The 18,620-nt window shown below is 54.7% G+C and carries 16 protein-coding genes and 7 pseudogenes; 15 read left to right on the top strand and 8 right to left on the bottom strand.

What is annotated here, in order from left to right:
• Positions 1-6: 6 nt before the first annotated feature.
• From AC0QDI_RS18815 to AC0QDI_RS18805, 3 genes are read left to right on the top strand one after another with little or no spacing between them, the layout of a single operon-like run.
• Positions 7-693 carry a hypothetical protein gene (locus tag AC0QDI_RS18815; RefSeq protein ID WP_474670851.1) on the top strand — a complete coding sequence of 229 codons (687 nt, stop codon included), beginning with the start codon at positions 7-9 and terminating at the stop codon, positions 691-693.
• Positions 690-1,154, top strand: coding sequence for a hypothetical protein (locus tag AC0QDI_RS18810; RefSeq protein ID WP_474670849.1), 465 nt, complete (start codon positions 690-692; stop codon positions 1,152-1,154). The genes AC0QDI_RS18815 and AC0QDI_RS18810 overlap by 4 nt, the downstream gene beginning before the upstream one ends.
• Complete coding sequence (locus AC0QDI_RS18805; RefSeq protein WP_474670847.1) at positions 1,154-1,498, top strand: hypothetical protein; 345 nt, start codon at positions 1,154-1,156, stop codon at positions 1,496-1,498. The genes AC0QDI_RS18810 and AC0QDI_RS18805 overlap by 1 nt, the downstream gene beginning before the upstream one ends.
• 257 nt (positions 1,499-1,755) lie before the next feature.
• Here the strand turns inward: AC0QDI_RS18805 and AC0QDI_RS18800 are convergent, their stop codons facing one another.
• Together AC0QDI_RS18800 and AC0QDI_RS18795 are read right to left on the bottom strand one after the other, a co-directional pair.
• Complete coding sequence (locus tag AC0QDI_RS18800) at positions 1,756-2,034, bottom strand: HalOD1 output domain-containing protein (RefSeq protein WP_226777668.1); 279 nt, start codon at positions 2,032-2,034, stop codon at positions 1,756-1,758.
• Between the two features lie 56 nt (positions 2,035-2,090).
• On the bottom strand, positions 2,091-2,780 hold the full coding sequence (locus AC0QDI_RS18795) for a helix-turn-helix domain-containing protein (protein ID WP_474670845.1): 690 nt from the start codon (positions 2,778-2,780) through the stop codon (positions 2,091-2,093).
• A 753-nt stretch (positions 2,781-3,533) separates the two neighbouring features.
• Here AC0QDI_RS18795 and AC0QDI_RS18790 point away from each other — a divergent pair.
• The 3 genes from AC0QDI_RS18790 to AC0QDI_RS18780 all read left to right on the top strand — a co-directional run bounded on the left by AC0QDI_RS18790 (position 3,534) and on the right by AC0QDI_RS18780 (position 6,660).
• On the top strand, positions 3,534-3,779 hold the full coding sequence (locus AC0QDI_RS18790) for a hypothetical protein (protein WP_226777670.1): 246 nt from the start codon (positions 3,534-3,536) through the stop codon (positions 3,777-3,779).
• 142 nt (positions 3,780-3,921) lie between these two features.
• Complete coding sequence (locus AC0QDI_RS18785; protein ID WP_474670843.1) at positions 3,922-4,887, top strand: transcription initiation factor IIB; 966 nt, start codon at positions 3,922-3,924, stop codon at positions 4,885-4,887.
• Between the two features lie 1,617 nt (positions 4,888-6,504).
• Positions 6,505-6,660, top strand: coding sequence for a hypothetical protein (locus tag AC0QDI_RS18780; protein ID WP_226777672.1), 156 nt, complete (start codon positions 6,505-6,507; stop codon positions 6,658-6,660).
• Between the two features lie 73 nt (positions 6,661-6,733).
• Here AC0QDI_RS18780 and AC0QDI_RS18775 read toward each other — a convergent pair.
• A pseudogene (locus AC0QDI_RS18775) lies at positions 6,734-7,072 on the bottom strand (heavy metal translocating P-type ATPase); the annotation flags it as partial.
• Between the two features lie 369 nt (positions 7,073-7,441).
• Positions 7,442-8,292: pseudogene (locus AC0QDI_RS18770) on the bottom strand (formate/nitrite transporter family protein).
• Positions 8,293-8,801: 509 nt separating this feature from the next.
• Between AC0QDI_RS18770 and AC0QDI_RS18765 the strand changes: the two are divergent.
• On the top strand, positions 8,802-9,392 hold the full coding sequence (locus AC0QDI_RS18765; RefSeq protein ID WP_226777673.1) for a hypothetical protein: 591 nt from the start codon (positions 8,802-8,804) through the stop codon (positions 9,390-9,392).
• 608 nt (positions 9,393-10,000) lie between these two features.
• On the opposite strand, the gene AC0QDI_RS18760 is transcribed toward AC0QDI_RS18765, so the two are convergent.
• Complete coding sequence (locus AC0QDI_RS18760; protein ID WP_226777674.1) at positions 10,001-10,228, bottom strand: hypothetical protein; 228 nt, start codon at positions 10,226-10,228, stop codon at positions 10,001-10,003.
• Positions 10,229-10,605: 377 nt separating this feature from the next.
• Between AC0QDI_RS18760 and AC0QDI_RS18755 the strand changes: the two genes are divergently transcribed.
• Together AC0QDI_RS18755 and AC0QDI_RS18750 are read left to right on the top strand one after the other, a co-directional pair.
• A complete protein-coding gene (locus tag AC0QDI_RS18755) occupies positions 10,606-10,746 on the top strand; it encodes a zinc ribbon domain-containing protein (protein WP_340674442.1) in 141 nt (46 codons plus the stop codon).
• Between the two features lie 211 nt (positions 10,747-10,957).
• The gene (locus AC0QDI_RS18750; protein WP_474670840.1) at positions 10,958-11,605 is read left to right on the top strand and encodes a molybdopterin-binding protein; all 648 of its coding nucleotides are present in this window, start codon (positions 10,958-10,960) and stop codon (positions 11,603-11,605) included.
• A gap of 157 nt (positions 11,606-11,762) precedes the next feature.
• Here AC0QDI_RS18750 and AC0QDI_RS18745 read toward each other — a convergent pair whose 3' ends face one another.
• A complete protein-coding gene (locus tag AC0QDI_RS18745) occupies positions 11,763-12,965 on the bottom strand; it encodes an IS4 family transposase (protein ID WP_474670838.1) in 1,203 nt (400 codons plus the stop codon).
• 54 nt (positions 12,966-13,019) lie between these two features.
• Between AC0QDI_RS18745 and AC0QDI_RS18740 the strand changes: the two are divergent.
• The 3 pseudogenes from AC0QDI_RS18740 to AC0QDI_RS18730 form a co-directional block, all read left to right on the top strand.
• Positions 13,020-13,226, top strand: a pseudogene (locus AC0QDI_RS18740) (competence/damage-inducible protein A); the annotation flags it as partial.
• A gap of 294 nt (positions 13,227-13,520) precedes the next feature.
• Positions 13,521-13,676: pseudogene (locus tag AC0QDI_RS18735) on the top strand (DUF8129 domain-containing protein); the annotation flags it as partial.
• Positions 13,677-13,752: 76 nt separating this feature from the next.
• Positions 13,753-14,077: pseudogene (locus tag AC0QDI_RS18730) on the top strand (hypothetical protein).
• A gap of 763 nt (positions 14,078-14,840) precedes the next feature.
• Here the strand turns inward: AC0QDI_RS18730 and AC0QDI_RS18725 are convergent.
• Positions 14,841-15,209 carry a hypothetical protein gene (locus tag AC0QDI_RS18725; RefSeq protein WP_226777711.1) on the bottom strand — a complete coding sequence of 123 codons (369 nt, stop codon included), beginning with the start codon at positions 15,207-15,209 and terminating at the stop codon, positions 14,841-14,843.
• A gap of 77 nt (positions 15,210-15,286) precedes the next feature.
• Between AC0QDI_RS18725 and AC0QDI_RS18720 the strand changes: the two genes are divergently transcribed.
• Complete coding sequence (locus AC0QDI_RS18720) at positions 15,287-15,583, top strand: ribbon-helix-helix domain-containing protein (RefSeq protein ID WP_474670836.1); 297 nt, start codon at positions 15,287-15,289, stop codon at positions 15,581-15,583.
• The gene (locus AC0QDI_RS18715; protein ID WP_226777713.1) at positions 15,573-15,857 is read left to right on the top strand and encodes a type II toxin-antitoxin system RelE family toxin; all 285 of its coding nucleotides are present in this window, start codon (positions 15,573-15,575) and stop codon (positions 15,855-15,857) included. Before AC0QDI_RS18720 ends, AC0QDI_RS18715 begins: the two co-directional genes overlap by 11 nt.
• A gap of 24 nt (positions 15,858-15,881) precedes the next feature.
• Here AC0QDI_RS18715 and AC0QDI_RS18710 read toward each other — a convergent pair.
• Positions 15,882-16,885, bottom strand: a pseudogene (locus AC0QDI_RS18710) (DUF6610 family protein).
• A gap of 371 nt (positions 16,886-17,256) precedes the next feature.
• On the opposite strand from AC0QDI_RS18710, the pseudogene AC0QDI_RS18705 reads away from it, so the two are divergent.
• Positions 17,257-18,233, top strand: a pseudogene (locus tag AC0QDI_RS18705) (DUF955 domain-containing protein).
• The last annotated feature ends 387 nt before the right edge of the window (positions 18,234-18,620 follow it).

Genomic DNA, 18,620 nt, shown 5'->3' with positions numbered 1-18,620 from the left:
CTGCACGTGGTGTTGTTCCACCCTCGAGAGGGGTGGAGGGTATCACAGATGTTACGAGTAGACGCGACGGCAGCACAGACAGCGGAAACGCCCGATAACGAGCAGTCAACCGACTACACGACGCCGCTTTCACGGCGGTTCCTCGCGACTGCCAGTGGGCCGGTCACTCGGATCACTGACCATAGTGACGAGACAACCGAGCGTGTTCGCGCCGACATCTTAATCGAGTACTCGATCGAGACGCTCGAAGAGTTCGCCACGTTCTGGAGGTTCCGCGATTACCGCAGCTGGAAGCGAGCGGCTCTCGAGGCTCTCCTCGAGAGACAGGAACCCGACGCTGTGACGTACGCCGTCAACGAGGATGACCTCGAAGAGTGGGACGTCACGGTCGACGGACGTGTTGAGGGATTTACGGGACTCGTCGAGACAATGGCCGACTACACAGGACGAGATCCTTCTTGTCGAGATGCAATCCCTCATCGGATTGCAGCTCGGATCAACGGCTTCACCGATGGTCGCCAGACGACTGACGACGTTCTCACGGAGTTTGCTGACGAACTGCACCGAGCAGAGCTGTGGGGGCTTGGAGCGTACCTTGCGCTCCTGAATGTCAGACACGCCCACCACGAGCCGATTGAACAGCAGGCTGCAACGCTCGCTCGCACTCTCAGTGACGACGAGGTGAGCCGATGAGCGAACAGTCGATCAAACTTGGTGACGTCTGCTTGGATCTCGCACAGGGGCGGCCAGTCCACGTGATCGCAGACACTGGCCAGACAGTCGCCGAGTGGTCTGAAGCAAACAACTACAATCTGCTCGATAATTACGGCAACTCGCGATTCGATACAGCCGAAGACGATCGCGTGTTCGATGTCGTCTACTGTTCAAATCTAAAGTCCAGGCCCTCGAAAACCTACGCATATCCGGAGTCGCGGCTTGGCCGCATCGAGAGCGAGGCAGCCGATGCTGGCCGTCAGATCTCCGATCGTGTGGTTGTCACTGTTCTTGAAGAGCTGTTCGAACGAGCAGCCATGGACGACGATGGAGCCGTGACCGTCCTCGAGCGCTATGCCACCGACGTGGGTTATGCGGACGAGGCCGCTGAAGCGCGTGAACTGGCCGAGATCGATCAGATCGTCGGAGGTGAGGCGTGATGGTGGCTGATCTGCTGACATACGTCGACGAGAGTAACGCACCTGAGGACACGCTCACCGAGTCGCAAGTGTGGGCGCTTCGCCAGGGCGTGCAGGCGGCGATCGATTGCGGTGACGAGCGTCTCTCACTTCCGTCGAGAGCACTCTCACCAGATCGATGGCATCATTGGGGGGTTGGCGTCTCTGTCTGGCTCCACGACAGCGGCGTCCTCGTCCTCCAGAAGAATGGGAACACGATCGTGACCGATATCTCGATGCTCGAGCACGTTTCGCTGGTACTGGCTGGTGCCCACGCTAGGATTGGTCGCGTGACGCGGGTCGGTCCAGAGAGAGGTGACAAGTGATGGCGATCGTCGACACACCGAGGTTTGCATCAAATTAGATGTGTTTCTAGTAGTTATCGGTCATTCGATTTGCCAAATCTGGATCTCCCAATTTGGATGATCAGCCGTTGCTTGGATTCGGAGGCTCCCTTCTATCTCGACATCGTTGGTTGCTGCTTCTTCTAAGACCCCTTGGAGAGAGGAACGAAGCGATTCGGTGTCATCAATTGACTGTTTCTTTGTCATGAGGTGTGTTACAGGTCGACTGTACTGCTGCTCTATGTTCCTCCTAACTGAGTGACGTGAATGTAGTTGGCGGTCACTGCAACGCGATATGTTGTATAGGTGAATTCCAGATACACGTCGTCTTGATCTCCCTCATCACTGGAGTGGTGGTGAAAGAGAGTGTTCAGGGCATCAGGGTCGATATATTCGTAGAGCGGATCTAACTCAATCGGATCACGATTTGATGCCTCCGCAACAGCAGCGATGACTGTTTGGCTGACGGGGTCATCCTCACTGCACGAATACTTGACAGGGGAATCTGTGCTTGACATCTATTTCCTATTGAGCACTCCATACGTGTGAGTCTCCGTAGTCAGTATCTACGTGTTTAAGTGGCATCTCGTTCAGACGATGATTGATCAGTGATAACGTCGGTGTCTGAACGGACCGTCTGTTCAATGAGTGTGTCTAGTGCTCGTCGCAGCCGCCGCCCAAGTGCAGACGACGAAACATCGAACTCATCGGCCAACTCTTCGAGCGTGACGCAGCGTGGATTGCTAAAGTAGCCACGTTCATGTGCTCGAACGAGCACTTCGTACTGTGCAGGAGTCAATTCGAACCGTTCAGCCGGGTCATCAGGCTCTTCCTGATAGAGACGGTGAAGGTGAAACGGAATTCCTTCCTCTTTGCAGGTTTCACGATATGTTTTTAGCGCCTCCAGAGTGGGGATGCGAGCACGAATGTGAGACTCCTCAGGTGAGATTGTAAGATCGAGATAAACAATATCATGCATAGCCGCTTTTGGATACAATAACTCCTCTACAGCGTCCTCAGTGTATGTCACACGATATAAGCGTCGGTCACCGAGTTCAGTGAGACAGGCATACTCTTTGGTAGTGGGATCAGCTTGGAGCGCTGATTCGAAGGTGTCGAAATCGTCACCAGAAGCCCAGAAGACGTGTTTTCCCTCCCCCGATTGCGTCATATGTATGTCTTCAGTATGAAGCACCATCTCTGGGGCTACTCTGGCTTCTTTTATGAGCGGAGAGACGATGCTGAACTCGGCGATCAGGCTCATTTGTCACCTCTCGGGTATGGATCGCATGACGTGGGCGCTTTGATCACGCCATAGAAAGGGGGCGACAACTCCTGTCTACGTCTCCTCCATTCAGTATCAACTGACTGCATTAGGTTCTCACTCAACAGATGTGCTTTTTTCATACGGACTTCTGACGGGGTGCATCACACCAGAGGTATTGAATCCCCATTGATCCCATTAGCTGGATTACGGAACCATAACTAATAGCGTGTCACCACCGCAGTCGATGGATGATATAGTAGATGTTATTTAATATATGGATCTTGACAGTGACTTGGTAGAGTGCAACCTACAGCGTTCCATCGTTCGCCTGTACTTACCGCGTGTTTCACGAGTAGTTCCGCAGAATGGGACCGTGCCACTATCTAATCGACCTCGTCGACAGCGCTTCGACGATCACTACGCCGAATCTCGCGACGCCTGTCCCGACTGTGGCGTCTGGCCGACCGACAATGAGTCCTGTTCGTGTACGGCGACGCTCTGGGCTCGAGACATGCCGATTGATGGGATCGGTCGCAACGGAGGTGTGGTGTGCTAAACCGATGACTGACGACTATCGCAGTTCGTGGATCCGCAGCGGCCGAGAGTGGGACTGCCTATCGTGGAACCTTCCGCGGGAAACCAGCGCATGTGACCACACAGCCGCTCCGATGCTTTTGCTCCGACGAGTGATACGAGAGCGCTCAGAGCGGCAATGACGAGGAGGAAAAGGAGGAGACGTACGACTGTCTCATGGTCATGGACGGGCCGGGCGTTGAGGGTCACCAGGGGATCTGGTTTGGTCGCGAAACTAACCCGTGGGAACAATTCGATGAAGACGGCAGCACTAGAGTTAGTGCCGAACCAGTCCAGCATATCCCGCTTCCGTGGCCGATAGAACGCGAGGAGATCAAGGAGTTCCTCAACCAAGACGATCGCGGGCTGGACTACCTCGAGCAGTTCACGCTCGAGAGAACAGAGGGTGAGCCGGATGTCTAAGGGGGGGATATCCAGTACTTTGAGTCACTCCAGAAGAGTACGGTCTCGGTTACTGGTTGCACCAGCCGATCAACAGTCAATCCGATCTATTAGTACTACCCTGAGTGTTTAACCTTCCAGAGAGCCAACAGACAATTGACTGATGGAACGCCCGACTCGTCAGAAAGAGCGTGATGATGAGACAGAGCGCGAACCAACTGAACAAGAGGACGTTCAGACCTGCCCTGAATGTGACTCAAGTACACTCATTAGAAGTCCAGATGAGAGCGAAGTGAGCTGCGAGGACTGTGGGTTGATTCTTGAAGAAGAGGCCATCGATCACGGCCCGGAATGGCGCGCATTCAATAACTCGGAACGGGAGAGCAAATCTCGAGTTGGAGCGCCGATGACCCAGACGATGCACGATAAGGGGCTAACCACCACGATCGACTGGAAAAATAAAGACGCCTATGGGCGGTCCCTCTCTGCAGAAAAGAAGAGTCAGATGAATCGGCTGCGGAAATGGCAAACGCGGATTCGAACGAAGGATGCTGGCGAACGAAATCTTCAGTTTGCGCTTTCTGAAACCGACCGGATGGCCTCTTCGTTAGGTGTCCCTCGATCTGTTCGGGAGGTCGCTAGCGTCCTCTACCGACGTGCCCTTAGCGAGGACCTCATTCGCGGACGCTCAATTGAGGGCGTTGCCACGAGTACACTGTATGCAGCCTGTCGTATGGAGGGGATTCCGCGGTCACTGGACGAAGTCGCGGCTGTCTCACGCGTTGAACGCATGGAGATTGGTCGCACGTATCGGTATCTCTCCAAGGAACTTAGTCTTGAGATGGAGCCTGTTGACCCGAAAAAATACGTGCCCCGATTCTGTTCTGAGCTTGACTTATCCGAAGAAGTACAGGCAAAGTCAAATGAAATCATTGATACGACAGCTGAAAAAGGGATGTTGTCAGGAAAATCACCGACTGGATATGCCGCGGCTGCGATCTACGCGAGCGCACTCCTTTGTAATGAGAAAAAGACACAAAAGGAAGTTTCCAATGTTGCTCAAGTAACCGAGGTTACCATTCGAAACCGGTATCAAGAACAAATCGGTGCAATGGGACTTGGTGACTAGGAGGGCGTCATAGAACGATTCTTAGAGGGCTGTTTTCCTTCCGATTTCAGTAAACCAACCGATACGTAGGTGTGCAAATATTTTTCCGGGCGACCGAGCGACAGCGAGGGAGCGCAGAGCAAAATGTTTATTAAAAGCACTCCTCCCTCCCCTACGGGTCGGTCGTCGGCCCGCTCGCTCACTCTGTTCGATCGCGGTGAGTGCAGTCGAATACGCCGGGAGCGCGGCGCTGCGATTGATGGACTTTCGGAGGACGATCGATGAGTAGCGACCGACTCTCCGGTACTCAAGAAGGCCGCCCTCGTGAAAGACTTCGGCGACGATCGCGAATGGTTTGATATTGGTGGAGATCGGATCTGTCGGACTTGAGGAATAAGATAATTCTCACTAACCAGCTCGTACTCCCAAAATCCGAATAGCCCCCAGCCCGGCGAGAGCGTCTGGCAACGACTACCGCCGGACGGGATGATCGAACAGACTGTCGCGCATACCTTGGACGCGACACCCGGGGCTACCATGGCAGGTGTTATCAACTTCGTGGCCCGGACACACGGCGTTTGAAAACCACTCGCCGAAAGATGCTGGGGGTACGGCGAGTGGGTCGCGTGTGGGGGTGACGCGACAGGTGGTAGAAGGCACGCTAGCCTGTTGAGTCCAACGCCAACAGATATTGGTGGGTGGTCGGTAGGAAAGCTCAACCAGCGGAAGGTCCGACGGCGGGAGGGGTAGCCCGCCGCCGGACAGGGTTGAGAAGTTCGGACAACTGGTGGCAGGTGGGTGCCTATCGGTTTGCGTCGCGTGTGGGAATACGCGACATGAGGTATATTCTCTTGGACCCATATTAACCCCACTCCGATTCCAAGCAACTTGGAATCGACGCTAGTCACCATAACGGCTATCAGGTGCTAGTCGAAAGCCAGAGCTGGCCATCGCGTCTGCCGTTCGTTCGGAGGTTGGTCTGTTGTCCCCTGCGAGGCCGACCGTCACGGTGGCAGTCCTTCGAGTACCGTGTCGAATACAGGATACAGTCCCCTCTAGTCCTGTCACGTGTCATTCCAAGCAGTACAGAATTATACCAGAGATTGTGACTTCCAAGTGTAGAGGCCCCACTGCCGCCGATCCTGTCGCAGTCCCCGGAACTAATCCCAATATCATCCGAAAAGGGATAGTCTCTATACTCGAGAGAAAAAGGAACGGATCGATACAACTCTTCCACAGAGCAAACAAGGCCATCTCATATTCTCGAGATGGGACGTATCCAGCTGTCCGTAGCAGACGACGCAACGCCTTTCCTCTCCGCTCCCGTAGCCACGATCACCGGTTCAACCGGCTGCTAAATACCAGCTTCAACTGGGACGGCTCTGCTGCCTGTGATTCCTACACTCCCTCGGGTAGCGACGTTGCCTGCCGTAGTGAACCAATTGAGCCGCCTGTACTTACCGCAGAGGGTGCCAAACCTATCATGTTCTAAGGATTTCAGTAGAGCCTCTCGATTGTACCACTTGGGTTCTCTGTAGCCCTCTGTGCTTCCGACGCGATCGACCGTGGTGTTGCTCACCCGCTCAGAGGAGTGGAGGGAGCGTGTACAATCAATACGCGCTCTCCAAGATGATCATCATGTCACTCCTAGACGGATACGAACACACGTTCGACGAAGACGTCCCCCTCTCTCGACAGTTGCCCGTCAGAGACAGGGACAGCGAGGAACAGATACTGCCCTACGACCGCCACAGTGCGGACGGTACCGCCGAGGAGGGACGATTCTTACCATGATGGTCGAGATCCCATATCACGTGTCTATGACCTCCTCGAGAAATATTGAACATCCGTCGAGAGGGGAGGACATTCAGCGAAGGTGGCCGAACAGCTTGTAGTCGGGAGTGTACCGGCGGAACAGCAGGCTGTTCGACAGCACCGACACGCTCGAGAACGCCATCGCGACGGCAGCAAGCATGGGCTGGAGCAGGCCGGGCGAGGCCAGTAGGATCATCGCCGTGTTGTACCCCAGCGCCCACACGAGATTCTGCTTGATCTTCACGAGCGTCGCATCCGAGATGCGGATCGCCTTCACGATGTCCACCGGATCGTCACGCATTAGGATGATGTCCGCAGCCTCGATGGCGACGTCTGTTCCCGAGACGATGGCCGTGCCGACGTAGGCGACCGCGAGCGCCGGCGCGTCCCGGCCCATACAATCTCCGGGGCTGAGTTCGGATCGTTTCTTGACAAGGAATTACAGTGGGACAAAAACGGCACCTTCGACAGTTCACATGTGTCGAGCGTCCGATCCGCCTGGACAGCGCGTGAGCGCGGGACGTGGTGGCTCGATGATTCGTTCGATTACCGACTCAGAAAGATCCAAATCTTTCTCGACTGGCGCGACGATGGCGACAACCTAATCGAATAGTAACCAATTTGGGAGAAAAACCTTACAATTAGACACGCGCACCCATCGCCCGATGTACGACGCAATCCACCGACATCGACTAACCGCAGATTCTAACGCACATGTCCGCATCAAACGATCAACCCGACGAGCGATAGCGGGTTCTTCTCAGCCTCCGCCGCGGACGACGTGACCGTACTTCAACAGTCCGACAAACACGCCGCCGCCGATCGCGTTCCCAAGCGTAGAGAGGGTGAGAAACGCGATGTAATCCGCGAGCGTGACCGTCGGTGAGAGAAATAGACCGAACAGTACCTCCACATTCCCCGCAATGGAGTAGGGGAGGTGGAGGATGCCGATCGACGCGGTGACGAGCCACACGAATAGGACACGGCCTGCCATTCCCTGTGCGGCCGTCACCAGCCAGGCCACCAGCCCCATCAGCCAGCCCGCAAAGATACCAGCGACGAACAGCCATTCGAGATCATGGTTGACGAGCTTGTGCGCGATCGATACGAATGCTTCCGGTGATGCGACACCGAAATTCGGCATCAATGTAACGACGAGCAGCGTGAATAGCGTATCCCCGACGACGTTGCTGATGTAGATTACTCCCCAAAGACGAGCCAGTCCACGGGCCGTCGCTCGACCAGCGAGCACCGGCATCACCGCGATAGTCGTATGTTCAGTGAACAGTTCCGATCGTCCGAGGATGACGAAGATGAAGCCAATGGAGTACGCGCTCGCCAGTAGTAACTCCGTTCCGAGATCACCGTACCCTCCCTGTGAGAGCGTCAACATCACCGCCATTAACAATGGTCCGAACCCAATGTCGAGACCGGCCGAAAATCCTGACAGTGCGAGCCCCGTTGTTTCGCGGCGTATCTCGTGTTCTCCGCTCTGATAAGCGATTTAAGAATCTCCGGCGTCGGGGTCTGTTCGGTGACGATTGATCCGTCAGCGGACGAGTCCTCGTCCGGCCCTGGTTCACTCTCGCTCACGGACGTTCCCCCGACCATGCATCGTTCTCACTCGATCGTCCCAGGCGAAGGTCATGTGTAAATACTGATTACTCATCCGGGAGATTCTGTTGCCTTCACATTCACCCCTTCTTTCGACTCGTTGACCTGACCGCGAGATCGCGCTGGAGAGATATGAATTGTCTAGTGATGGGGTCTGGAGACGAACCGCAAAACCCCGAACGATCGGTATTTGTGCCGATGAGAGTAATCGTATTGCGTCGCCTAATCGGCCACAAACGGACTCCGAGTTCAGCGACAAACGAGTAGCGCACTAATCCCCCACAATGTAAGAACACGACGACATCCCGTCGAACTGCGGCTACATCGAGATGGGTGAAAAACGAGCTGAGGATGACGATAAATAGAGGCTCAATCCATTGGACGTCGGGTCCCCCCGCCTCCAACCGTCCCACCACCGATTCTGCCTCCAGTTCCACCCTACTACCCCTGCCCGGGATCTTGAGTACAGTTTGACAATCAACCACACTCCATTCAACACAACTCTAATGAGAGACTTCATTCACAGAGTCGCAACGCTGTTCGCCAGCCTGTCGGTCGTTATGGCCGGCGGTATGGCAGCGTTCGCGGGCTCGGCAGCGGCAGACGTTACAAGCACTGGCGACCTTGCAGGCGACAGGACGGACACCGTCACCAGCTTCAACGCGAGCGCAGACGAGGACCGAACGATCACCTACGAGACGACGGCGACGACGGACTCGAACGACAACTTCGAAGAGCTGTCGATCGAACTAACCTACGACGGAAACACCTACGCCGAGTATGGTATCGACGACGCCGAGATCGAATCGGCGGGCACGACCGACGACGTACTCGAGGTCGTCAGGATCAAGGGCGTTGGACATACGAGACAGTCGAGACTCGAGAGGCGTAATTCCATCGGCGAAAGGGGAAAACGCGAATACCGAGGTTCTCTGATGTCCCTTTTTGGCCGGCCGCCACAACCGACCGTGTGGGACATCTCTGTCGCGTGGGATAGTGGCCCGGGCCGATATCAGCGGGTGAGAAACTACATATACTCCGAGAACGGCTGCGAATTGGCAAGTTCGAACAGCGGCACAACGTCGGTCGTCGCGTAATGTTCGAGCATTCGATTCATCTCTCGAAACGTCTTCGTCTCCGTCGCACCGGCCTTGAGTATGTTGTTCAGATGTGCGTCACCATAATCGCAGCGGTCGACGTAGATATCGTTCGGATCCTTTCGACAGTACTCGGCGAGCGCTTTCACGCCACCGTCGAGTCGTGTCTGCATGATATCGATCATATACAGATACAAGATACACACAATTTATCCACATAATCAGTTCAGATACAGTGTTCGGTGTTGTGACCCGGATCCGTGATTTGGCTTTCAGAAAGCAGCCGTCACCGTGACAGTCGGCCTCGAAGGGGGCAACAGAGCAACCTCAGAGCAACCTCCGACCGACAGACATGACGGCCAGCCTTGGCTTTCGGCTAGCGCTTGATAGCTATTGTAGTGACAGGCTAGCGACGGTCCAATCCCTGTAGGCACCGAATTCAACAGGATAGCGGTCCTTGGTCTGTATGTCGCGTTCCAACCGCGCGACACAATCCGACCCCATACCCCGCGAGCGGGCGTTTTTCCTGACTCGTGCCGCTCGCGGTGTTTTCGAGACACACCGGATTTCGAGTGTAACACCCCTCGTTCCGAGTGAAAATCAGTCAGTTAGTCGTCGGTCTGAAAGAGTCGGTCGTCGAACGTCCCGTTTGGTGGGTGGCGTGCCTGGACCGGCTGGTCGGCGTCGATCGCTGCGTTGAGCGGCGTGAGACAGTAGGGGTGGCGAAGTACCGACCAGTCCTCGCGGTCGAATACGACCTCGATATCGTCTGGGTGGGCTTGGCACTCTGGACAGTAGAGATTCGTGTACTTGCCGTCGGGGATTTGGCTACTCATCGGTCGGTCACCTCGAGCGTGCAACTCCGATCGTCTCCCATATGGATCCATTCGCGGTCGTCACCAAAACCTTTCACAAGCGTCGGTTGCTTGCCACAGACAAGGCACTCGGTCGTGACGTGCTCACCGCGAGTGAATACGTCCGTTCCGTGTTTCGTCGTGAATAAAATCTGTACTCGAACTTTCAGAGTAGTATCAGAGCCTTCTCTACTTTCACTGTGGTTGGATCACCTATATGGGAAAGCCACTCTAAGGAATGCACTGGAGAACGTGAACAAAATGGGGGTCACGTTTTCCATACGCCCTGTCACCAAAACACGTTCTCTAATACCCCATAAGAATTTGCTGGAATACACACCAGAACAAGGCTAATTTCTATGTTTAACTGGAAATGCATCTTCGGACAAAGCCAACACCAAACTTTGTTTGAATGCCGCCGCTGCGGGAAAACAGTGGAGTCTGATGCTGAGGTCTGCCCAGAGTGTGGTGCAGATGATATTGTCCGCTATGAATTTTGATGCATCTGTTTCACGTTTAGATAGAGGTATATTCGTGGAGGGTTGGTCCGCCTAATTGTAGACACAGGCCGTCCCCCTTGAATCAGGTAGTTAGCAGTAAGGTTGCCACCCCATGACGTGATTTGGACGATGTGTATCGCCCTCGACTGGATTTTGGCCCAACACCCGCCGCCGTTTCCAGCGATGATCCGTGTCTCCCGTTTCCTGGGCTATGATATTTGAGATTGACATCCTCCCGCGCCTGAAGACGCGGGAATCCCACGGCACTGTACCGCTGAATTGGGATATCGGTGACGTTGTGAACACGAACGCGAATTGCCTAGCGATACAGCTTATCGATCGCAGTGTCTCGGTTACGCGAGTCGTCACTCTACCGGACGGTCGTGAAATTATCGCCAACCATGTCAGTGCATACAGCAAGACGTTCGACGGCGTTATCGTTACCGGTGAGATCGGTGGTACCCCCGACGACGTGACGATAGAGGCAGTTGCAGACGCGTTCGACCACGAACTGATCATTTCGGAACTGGTCCGATCACCGGTCGAACAGCGAGTGGCCGAAATCGAAGCACGACTTCCAGATCAGGAGTTCAACGTGGACACTGAGGCTGAGGCCGCACTCCCGGAACGGAGCCGTCCGTTATTGAACGACGCGGGCCTCTCACCGGGCTGTATTCTCGAGAACGTCTATGTCCTGCCGGGGATTCCCAATGAACTGAAAGCTATGTTCGCGGCCGTAGCTGACGAGTTTACTGGAGAACTCCGTTCCACTCACCTCTATACCGTCGAACCAGAGGCAAACCTGTCCTGTTTCGACTTGATAAGACTACTGAGCGATCGACGACACGAGATGCTGTGATTCATCAGATCACGAAGCGGTCAATGCTGAAGGAACCTGTTGCAGATGTACTCAACCAGCCGTAATTCTCTAGATTCAGTTCCAATTATGCGTGACTCTCCCCCTCTGGAGAGTGCCGCCGCTCCTGCGGCGGCGCTCTCATGGAGTCTTGAGTGAGTCACCCGTACACGGGAAGCGACTGATTCCAGCGTGTACGGATGAGACGGATCGCTTCCGGCACGCCACCCCGAAGGGGGTGGCAGTGCCGGAACCATTCGATCAGGACGTAACCAATCAATGTACAGAACAGCTCGAACAACACGCCGTTCACCGATTGTGAGTGGAAATTCTCGATGTTCGTATACTGCTTCAACTCTCGGAACAGAATCTCGATCAATGTCCGAAGCGTGTAGATATTCATCACATCTATGGGATCGTAATTTGCAGAAGATAGCGTTGTTAGATACGCTATCTCCTCTCCGTCCACGTCCTCAAACAGGAGCCGTCGAAACGTTTCGCCGGTCTCGGCGAGTTCAATCAGCTCGTCACGTACGTGGCGCGTTCCTGCTTCGTCAGTGATGTCGATGTCCTGGATTCGCTCCAGGACATCGACCCGAGAATCTGATTGCAACAAACACACGAAGTCCTTTTCCCGCTCTTTCAACGCACAGAAGCGGTTATAATCGAGATAGCCACGATCGAACACGTGAATCGGCGAGTCGAGGTCTGCGAAGACCTCGACGTCGTCTTGGAGATGATCGAACTGGGTTGGTTCACGTGTCTCACCCGCTGTGACGGACACGCCAAGAGGCTGCTTGGCGTGTCCATCCACACGTGCAGCGAGATTGAATTTGAGGCCCCAGTTACCTGGTTTAATCTCGTCAATGACCTCGTCATCATCAAGCTCACTCGGAATAGTAACTGATCTAGTGAGAGCTAGATTTGTTCCATCGATAGCGACGACTGCTCGATCAAGCCATTCCAACCGCTTGCGCTGGACATTTCGCTGGTGATACAGCTGCGGTGAATGAAGTAGCCCAAAGAGGACACGAACGACCGCGCGATAGTCGCGGTCGTTCGTATGCCGGGAGAACGTCGAAGCAGCCATTTCTTCCAGTTGCTTATGCGTGGCCGTCTTCTCGGCCAGTTCAGCGAGCGAATCAGACGGGTGAATCCCTTCGAAGACACCGATCTTGAGATGATTCTCAAAGTCGTGCTTGGCAGTGTACCTGCCGATCTCGAATTGGTCGGCGATGAACTCGCTGTCGACTTCGTCGAGCAGCGAGTAAAATTTGCTCGCGGTCGTTGGTGACTGACTGTACTCCTCGGATAGGGTCTGACGCGAAGAACGCTGTGTCCGAGAATGAACTGCTTCTGTCATCGTCTCTCTCAATCTAACGGGCTGAGATCAGATTTAAGTACTCGAAATGGCACAGAGGCAAACATCGTTCGGGCGCTCGAGGAGGCAATGGAGCGATTCGAGGTCACGGTCGGTTGCTATCCCGATCGTGAAGCGAAGCACAATCGACTGAAGATTACGGCAACGGACGCCGCCAGTGACTGGCTGTTGTACACCATCGACGCGAGCAAAACACCCGTCTCGCGCGACTCTAGCAGCGACAACACACCCGACTCGGGATAAACGGATAGAAACCGTTCTACCGCCTGAAACCTGCTGTATACATCCTCTCTATCTCGCACGCCTTTCTATCAGAGACTGATTCTTCTCCAGGCTCATAGACTACTGGATCTATCAACTGACGGTTGAAGTACCACTGGGAACCTATACGGCGAGACTCTCTCGCTACTCCAAAATGACCGTCAGATCAGAGGAGCCGTCTCGTGGTGTTGTTTCTCTCCTCGAGTGGTGAGAGGATCCACAATGTCAGATACCGACCAGACTGGCGAGCCACTGACGCCCTAGCAGCGCCTCGAGTCATCGAATCTCCGGATCATTGATGCGGGAGTCGCGACGATCACCGACATGGAGATACTTCAGGCGTGTGTTGCCTACGAAAACCAGCACCAACAACGCCTTCCGATCCTCAAACTGCTAGCTCAGCGAGCTGAAGAACTTCGCGAGGAGTCGTAACTGGTCCACCAATCGCGACACCTGCAAGGATCTGAAAGTGTTGCTTGCACTCTCGAGAGGGGAAGAGGTTTTTCAGATGATAGATCGACCCGAGATTACGATCCAGTACCAGACAGCATTCACCGATGATGGTGGACTCGAACCGACCGAAGAAAGCGTTGAGACCTCTCTCGAGGATTGTGGTGCCGACGTGAGTCATCGCGAGGTCGAAACACGTCTTGATCGACCCGCTGCCACCGAGTTCAACGTCGATGACCGCGTCGAAGTTCGGTACTCGGAGGTTGACGACACTGATCAGGCATCACTGTTCGCGGATACGGGCCGACGGCCAGCAGATGCCGATGGGCGAGGACGCCAGCATACAGTTTCTCTTCGATGCTCCCGGTGAGAACAGTGACTGACTCTTCTGAGAGTACCCACAACGGCGAACGAAAGACCACATATGCGGACGCAAGAGCACGCATACTTGCGCTGGCTGGAGCGACTCCCGATCCGCCCGTCGTAGGTGGATACACCCACGTAATCCGTATCCCCACTACGAGGCAGCTGTGGTGGCCGGACGATTCGACGATGAGGATCAGTAGGTTCTCGAGTGCGAACAGTGCCTGTACCGTCCCACAAGCAGGTGAGACGCTGAATCCGCGTCACATCGGCCAGTGGTGTTGATCACGCCCCAGAAGCATGGAGGCGCTCGAAACAGAGCGCTTTCGGTGAGATCGATGTGTTACAAAACCGACTTCCCAGAGATGAATCGCTACCGAACCGTCTTCGAAGCGCTCGAGGAGAAGTGATCCTAATGGGTGCCGTGACGTTCGAGATGCTTGCGTTCGGGGGACTACCGACAAGGCATTCAGCAACGCTGTTGCGGACGCGAAGCATATGCACGGCCACGGCGGCTATACGGAGACGATCACCGAAAAGTCGGTGTCGGTGAACGAGGCTGCTCGCTCTGTGGTCACTGCCATTGGAATCAGTCGTGTTGACGCTTTCGTCTGCTCGAAAGCGCCTCACCCCTCTCAGGGGCAGATCAACACCACTGTTCGGTGTCGTCACTTCTCATGTGGGATCAGCAAAACTTGAGACTCTCTGCTCTGTCATCCGAGGAAAACCGGAGTCGAACACCTTCGAAATCCACGCAAGTGTGCGGACCAAGCCGTCAACCTTCTATTCCTTAGCGTCATCTGAATCAGTAACGTACAGCTCGTCGTCGACCAGATAGAGATATCCACGATCGATCAGCCGTTGGAGTGCGTACTCCGCGTCGGCTTCCTCAATCTCCTCTGTGACGATGAGTGCTGTCGCCTTCTCCTTCGCCAGCCCATTGTCGCCGCGACAGATACGGGGTTTGAGTTGCCGGTAGACCTTGAGAATCCAGTCAGGCAAGGGTGGGCGCTTATCTCGATACATCGCGTATTTCGTTTTTGGATCTCCGAACGTATTAATGGGCTCGTGCCACGACAGCTCGTCATTTTCGGTGAACCGGATGCTGTGATTCATCCATCTCATCTTCACTGTTGGATCGATAGCAATCATTGAGAGTGTGAACTGTGGTCTACAGCTATATGATCACCTGAAAGGTTTATCTATATGCGTGCGTAAAGCATATGTATATGTCCGATGCTGATACCGGGGTTAACGACAACGGGCCAGAGATGGTTCAGATCAATCTTCGATTGAGCAAAGCCTTCCTTGAGGACATTGATACCACCTGGGAAGAGCAAGGCTTCAATTCTCGGAGCGAATTCCTTCGGTATGCGGCCCGTGACGCGGTGAAGCATCCTGAATTCTCCCGAGAGGGATGGAAACAGATTGCAGCGAGCGAACATGACTTGCGGTCCGGCAGCGCAGAGTTAGTCTCACGAGAGGATGTGGTCGAGATGATGGACCGAGTCGAGGATAACAAGTGACAAGAACTGGACCTGGAAGTTCACGCCACGCGCTGTGGACCAATTCGCTGGGCTCGATCCACACATCCAAGATCGTATCATCTCAAAGCTCGATGAGGTTGTGAACTCAGAGTGGCGAGATCCAGAGGATGTCCTTGACCCGTTGACCGGCGGACCGTTTTCCAAACTCCGTGTCGGCCAATATCGTCTCGCTTGCACCCTTGATTTTGATGAGTCAGTCCTTGAATTCCATCGGATTGTGCACCGGAGTGGAGCCTACACTGCGGACGGTTGATGATGACGTAGCAATCTTAACAGCCTATGCTGGAAATGACATACTCTCTTCGCCACAAAGTTCTTCGAGTTGATTCCTGTGACGATGCTCGAAGTAACAGTGGTACGAGAAGTACCCGCAGACCTTGCCAATATCGTTCAGCCACGAACAGGCTACGGTCGGATGTCCAGACGTTCGCTCCACACACTGCATACGCTACTGTCGAAAGATCGCTTGGTGTCGTCCCCTCGTACTGGAGGTTAACGCCCTCGTCCTGAGATCCCGTCTCCAGCCAAATACCCTGAGCCAGTCAGAACGTTTTGTTCTGTCTCAGGCTGTGACGAACTAACTTTCGGACGGTAATATGATCGGCATCCCGCCCGCTGTCGTCCCAGTTCTTGCCTGTCCAGAATTCGCCGAACTGCGTTCCTCGATGCAATCCGTTCCAATCGAGTCTCACGATGTCTGCCGGTGGATTCCCAGAGAGCGTTGGCCGAGTGAGTGCCTCGATCGCGTTCCTGCTTGGGTGGACTGCCACCGAGGATGTGCACTCGTCGTCCACGCCAGTTTGCCGGATCCGAGAACTCGTATGCGAACTGGTCGGAGTACTCACGCGAGTAGCCGAGTACGATGGCCTCCGAGATCGCGTCGATCGCCTCGCAGCACTTCGGCACGATCACGAGCTCCGATTCAGGATAACTCGCCTGAAGGTCGCGCGCAGCGAGAACGTATTCACGGGCCTCGTCGACAGAGTAAGCATCACCGAGGACGCCAACGTGAAGCTCGTACTCTCTGAAGCGCTCGATGTACCGCCCGAAGTCAGGATTGCGAGCGTCATTTTTGAGCATCCCGACTGGCAACTCGAGCGTCTCGTACTGTGTATGCTGGTAGGAGCAATCCTCACGAAACCCGGTCACATAGCCGAGTGAGAGTGCGTCGATCGCGACCGGGACTCGATGGAGAAAGGCGACGTAGTCAGCCTGGCGAGCGGCTCGGATCTCGGTGGCACTGTCGGCACTGATCGTTGTCCGGTGTGCTGATCGGGACATGAAACGGAGTGCTGGAACCCGCGTTGGGCGCTCTTCCCGTTACCCCACAAATCAGGAGAGACCTCGCGGTCGTGGGGTGATTACGAATAGGATGGTGACGCCTGAAACGCGAGTCTCCTCACTCCTGAAAGGAAGTGGAACAACAGAACCGCTCGCGAGGGGATCAATGGGACGCCCAGCCGAAGAAGAGCCAGATGTCGCCGTGCTTGCCTTTTAGTCTGTGCTGTTCGCGATAGCGTTTGGCTCCCGTCGTCCCCGAACAGTTGATCGCTCCGGCGAGACCCCACTTATTTCGAATCCGCTCATCTCCATCCTCGAGTAGCTGGTGCGCGTATCGACGTTTCTGCTTTCCGTGATGCTCTTGCTTAGGGATGACTTCGAACGAGGAGACGCGCAGCAACGAGATGAACAGTACGATCGAAACGTGAGTTGACGGCCTCGTGGACCTCGCCGACGACGCTGCGGCCAGTGAGGAGTTCAAAGCCTGGCTCGACGGACAGAGCCGGTTCCACGACTACTCGTACCGAAATACACTCCTGATCAAACAGCAGTGTCCCCACGCAATCCGGGTTGCAGGGTACAACACGTGGGCAAACGAGTTCGAGCGCTACGTCCAAGGGGGCGAAAGCGCAATCTGGATCTGGGTGCCGATCATCACGAAACAGTGCCCCGAATGCGGAAACTCGCCAAGCTACCACGAAAACAGTTCCTGTGAGTACAATGAGATACCGCCAGAGGAGTGGTCGAAAGGGCTTGTCGAGTTCAAATCCACCGCTGTCTTCGATGTCTCGCAGACCGACGGAGAGCCGCTTCCTGATCTCGAAACTGAAGCATATGTGATGCCAGTAATCTGGTGCCGGCCCTCCTCGAGAATGCTGAGCAGTTGGATGGCGACGCACAGTTTGTCACCCCTGCCGAGTGGACCTATGGAGAGGCAAAGGGTGTCTATAAACAGCGGTGCCCGATGACCACGCGCCCGCGAGTCGAAGTGAAAAATCGAGACAATCAAGCAGGTTTCGTTGGGACACTCATCCACGAGTTCGCCCACGCCTTGTTGCACTTTGATATTGAGGGTCGTGATGAGCGATCAAAACGCGAGCTAGAAGCCGTTGCGTACGTCGTGGGACGCTACTTCGAACTGGATATGAGTGGATCAGCGTTCTACCTTGCGGCGTGGAACGGTGACGATACCGAGGTGATCTCTGGTCGGCTTGGCCGAATTAGCCAGACAGCTCAAGAGCTAATCGACACACTTGAACGAGAACTCGAGTGTCTCCCGAAGGCGGAATCAAACGCGGATGAGGGCAACAACCAGGATGAAGGATCACCAGTACCAGACAATGACTGATCAGTCGAGTATTGGACTCAGTGTCAATCCAGAAATCCTGTCCGGACGCAATATTCCTTATCCATCGCATTCGTAGGAAACTGCACAGCGGTGTATCCGAACCATCTGACTCGCAGATTCTCACGAATGGGTACCCTTCCCACATCCGGCGACAAGAGCAAGGGGACAGGGAAACAAGTCAAGAATACGACAGCTAAAAAACCAACACATCGATACTGGCGAGAGTATCATCGGTGCGGCATTGCCGATATGACGATCCCACTGGACCACAGTACTACCTGAGGAAAGAGACAACAAGACTCAGAAAATAATCTGTTGAGACTGTACCGAATCGTTCCTTCGAGAGTAACGTCTACCCTATCTTTCCCTGTCTTCGGCCGGATAAGC

The sequence above is a fragment of the Natrinema sp. LJW11 genome (assembly GCF_056135975.1).
This window is presented reverse-complemented; position numbering and strand designations above follow the sequence as displayed.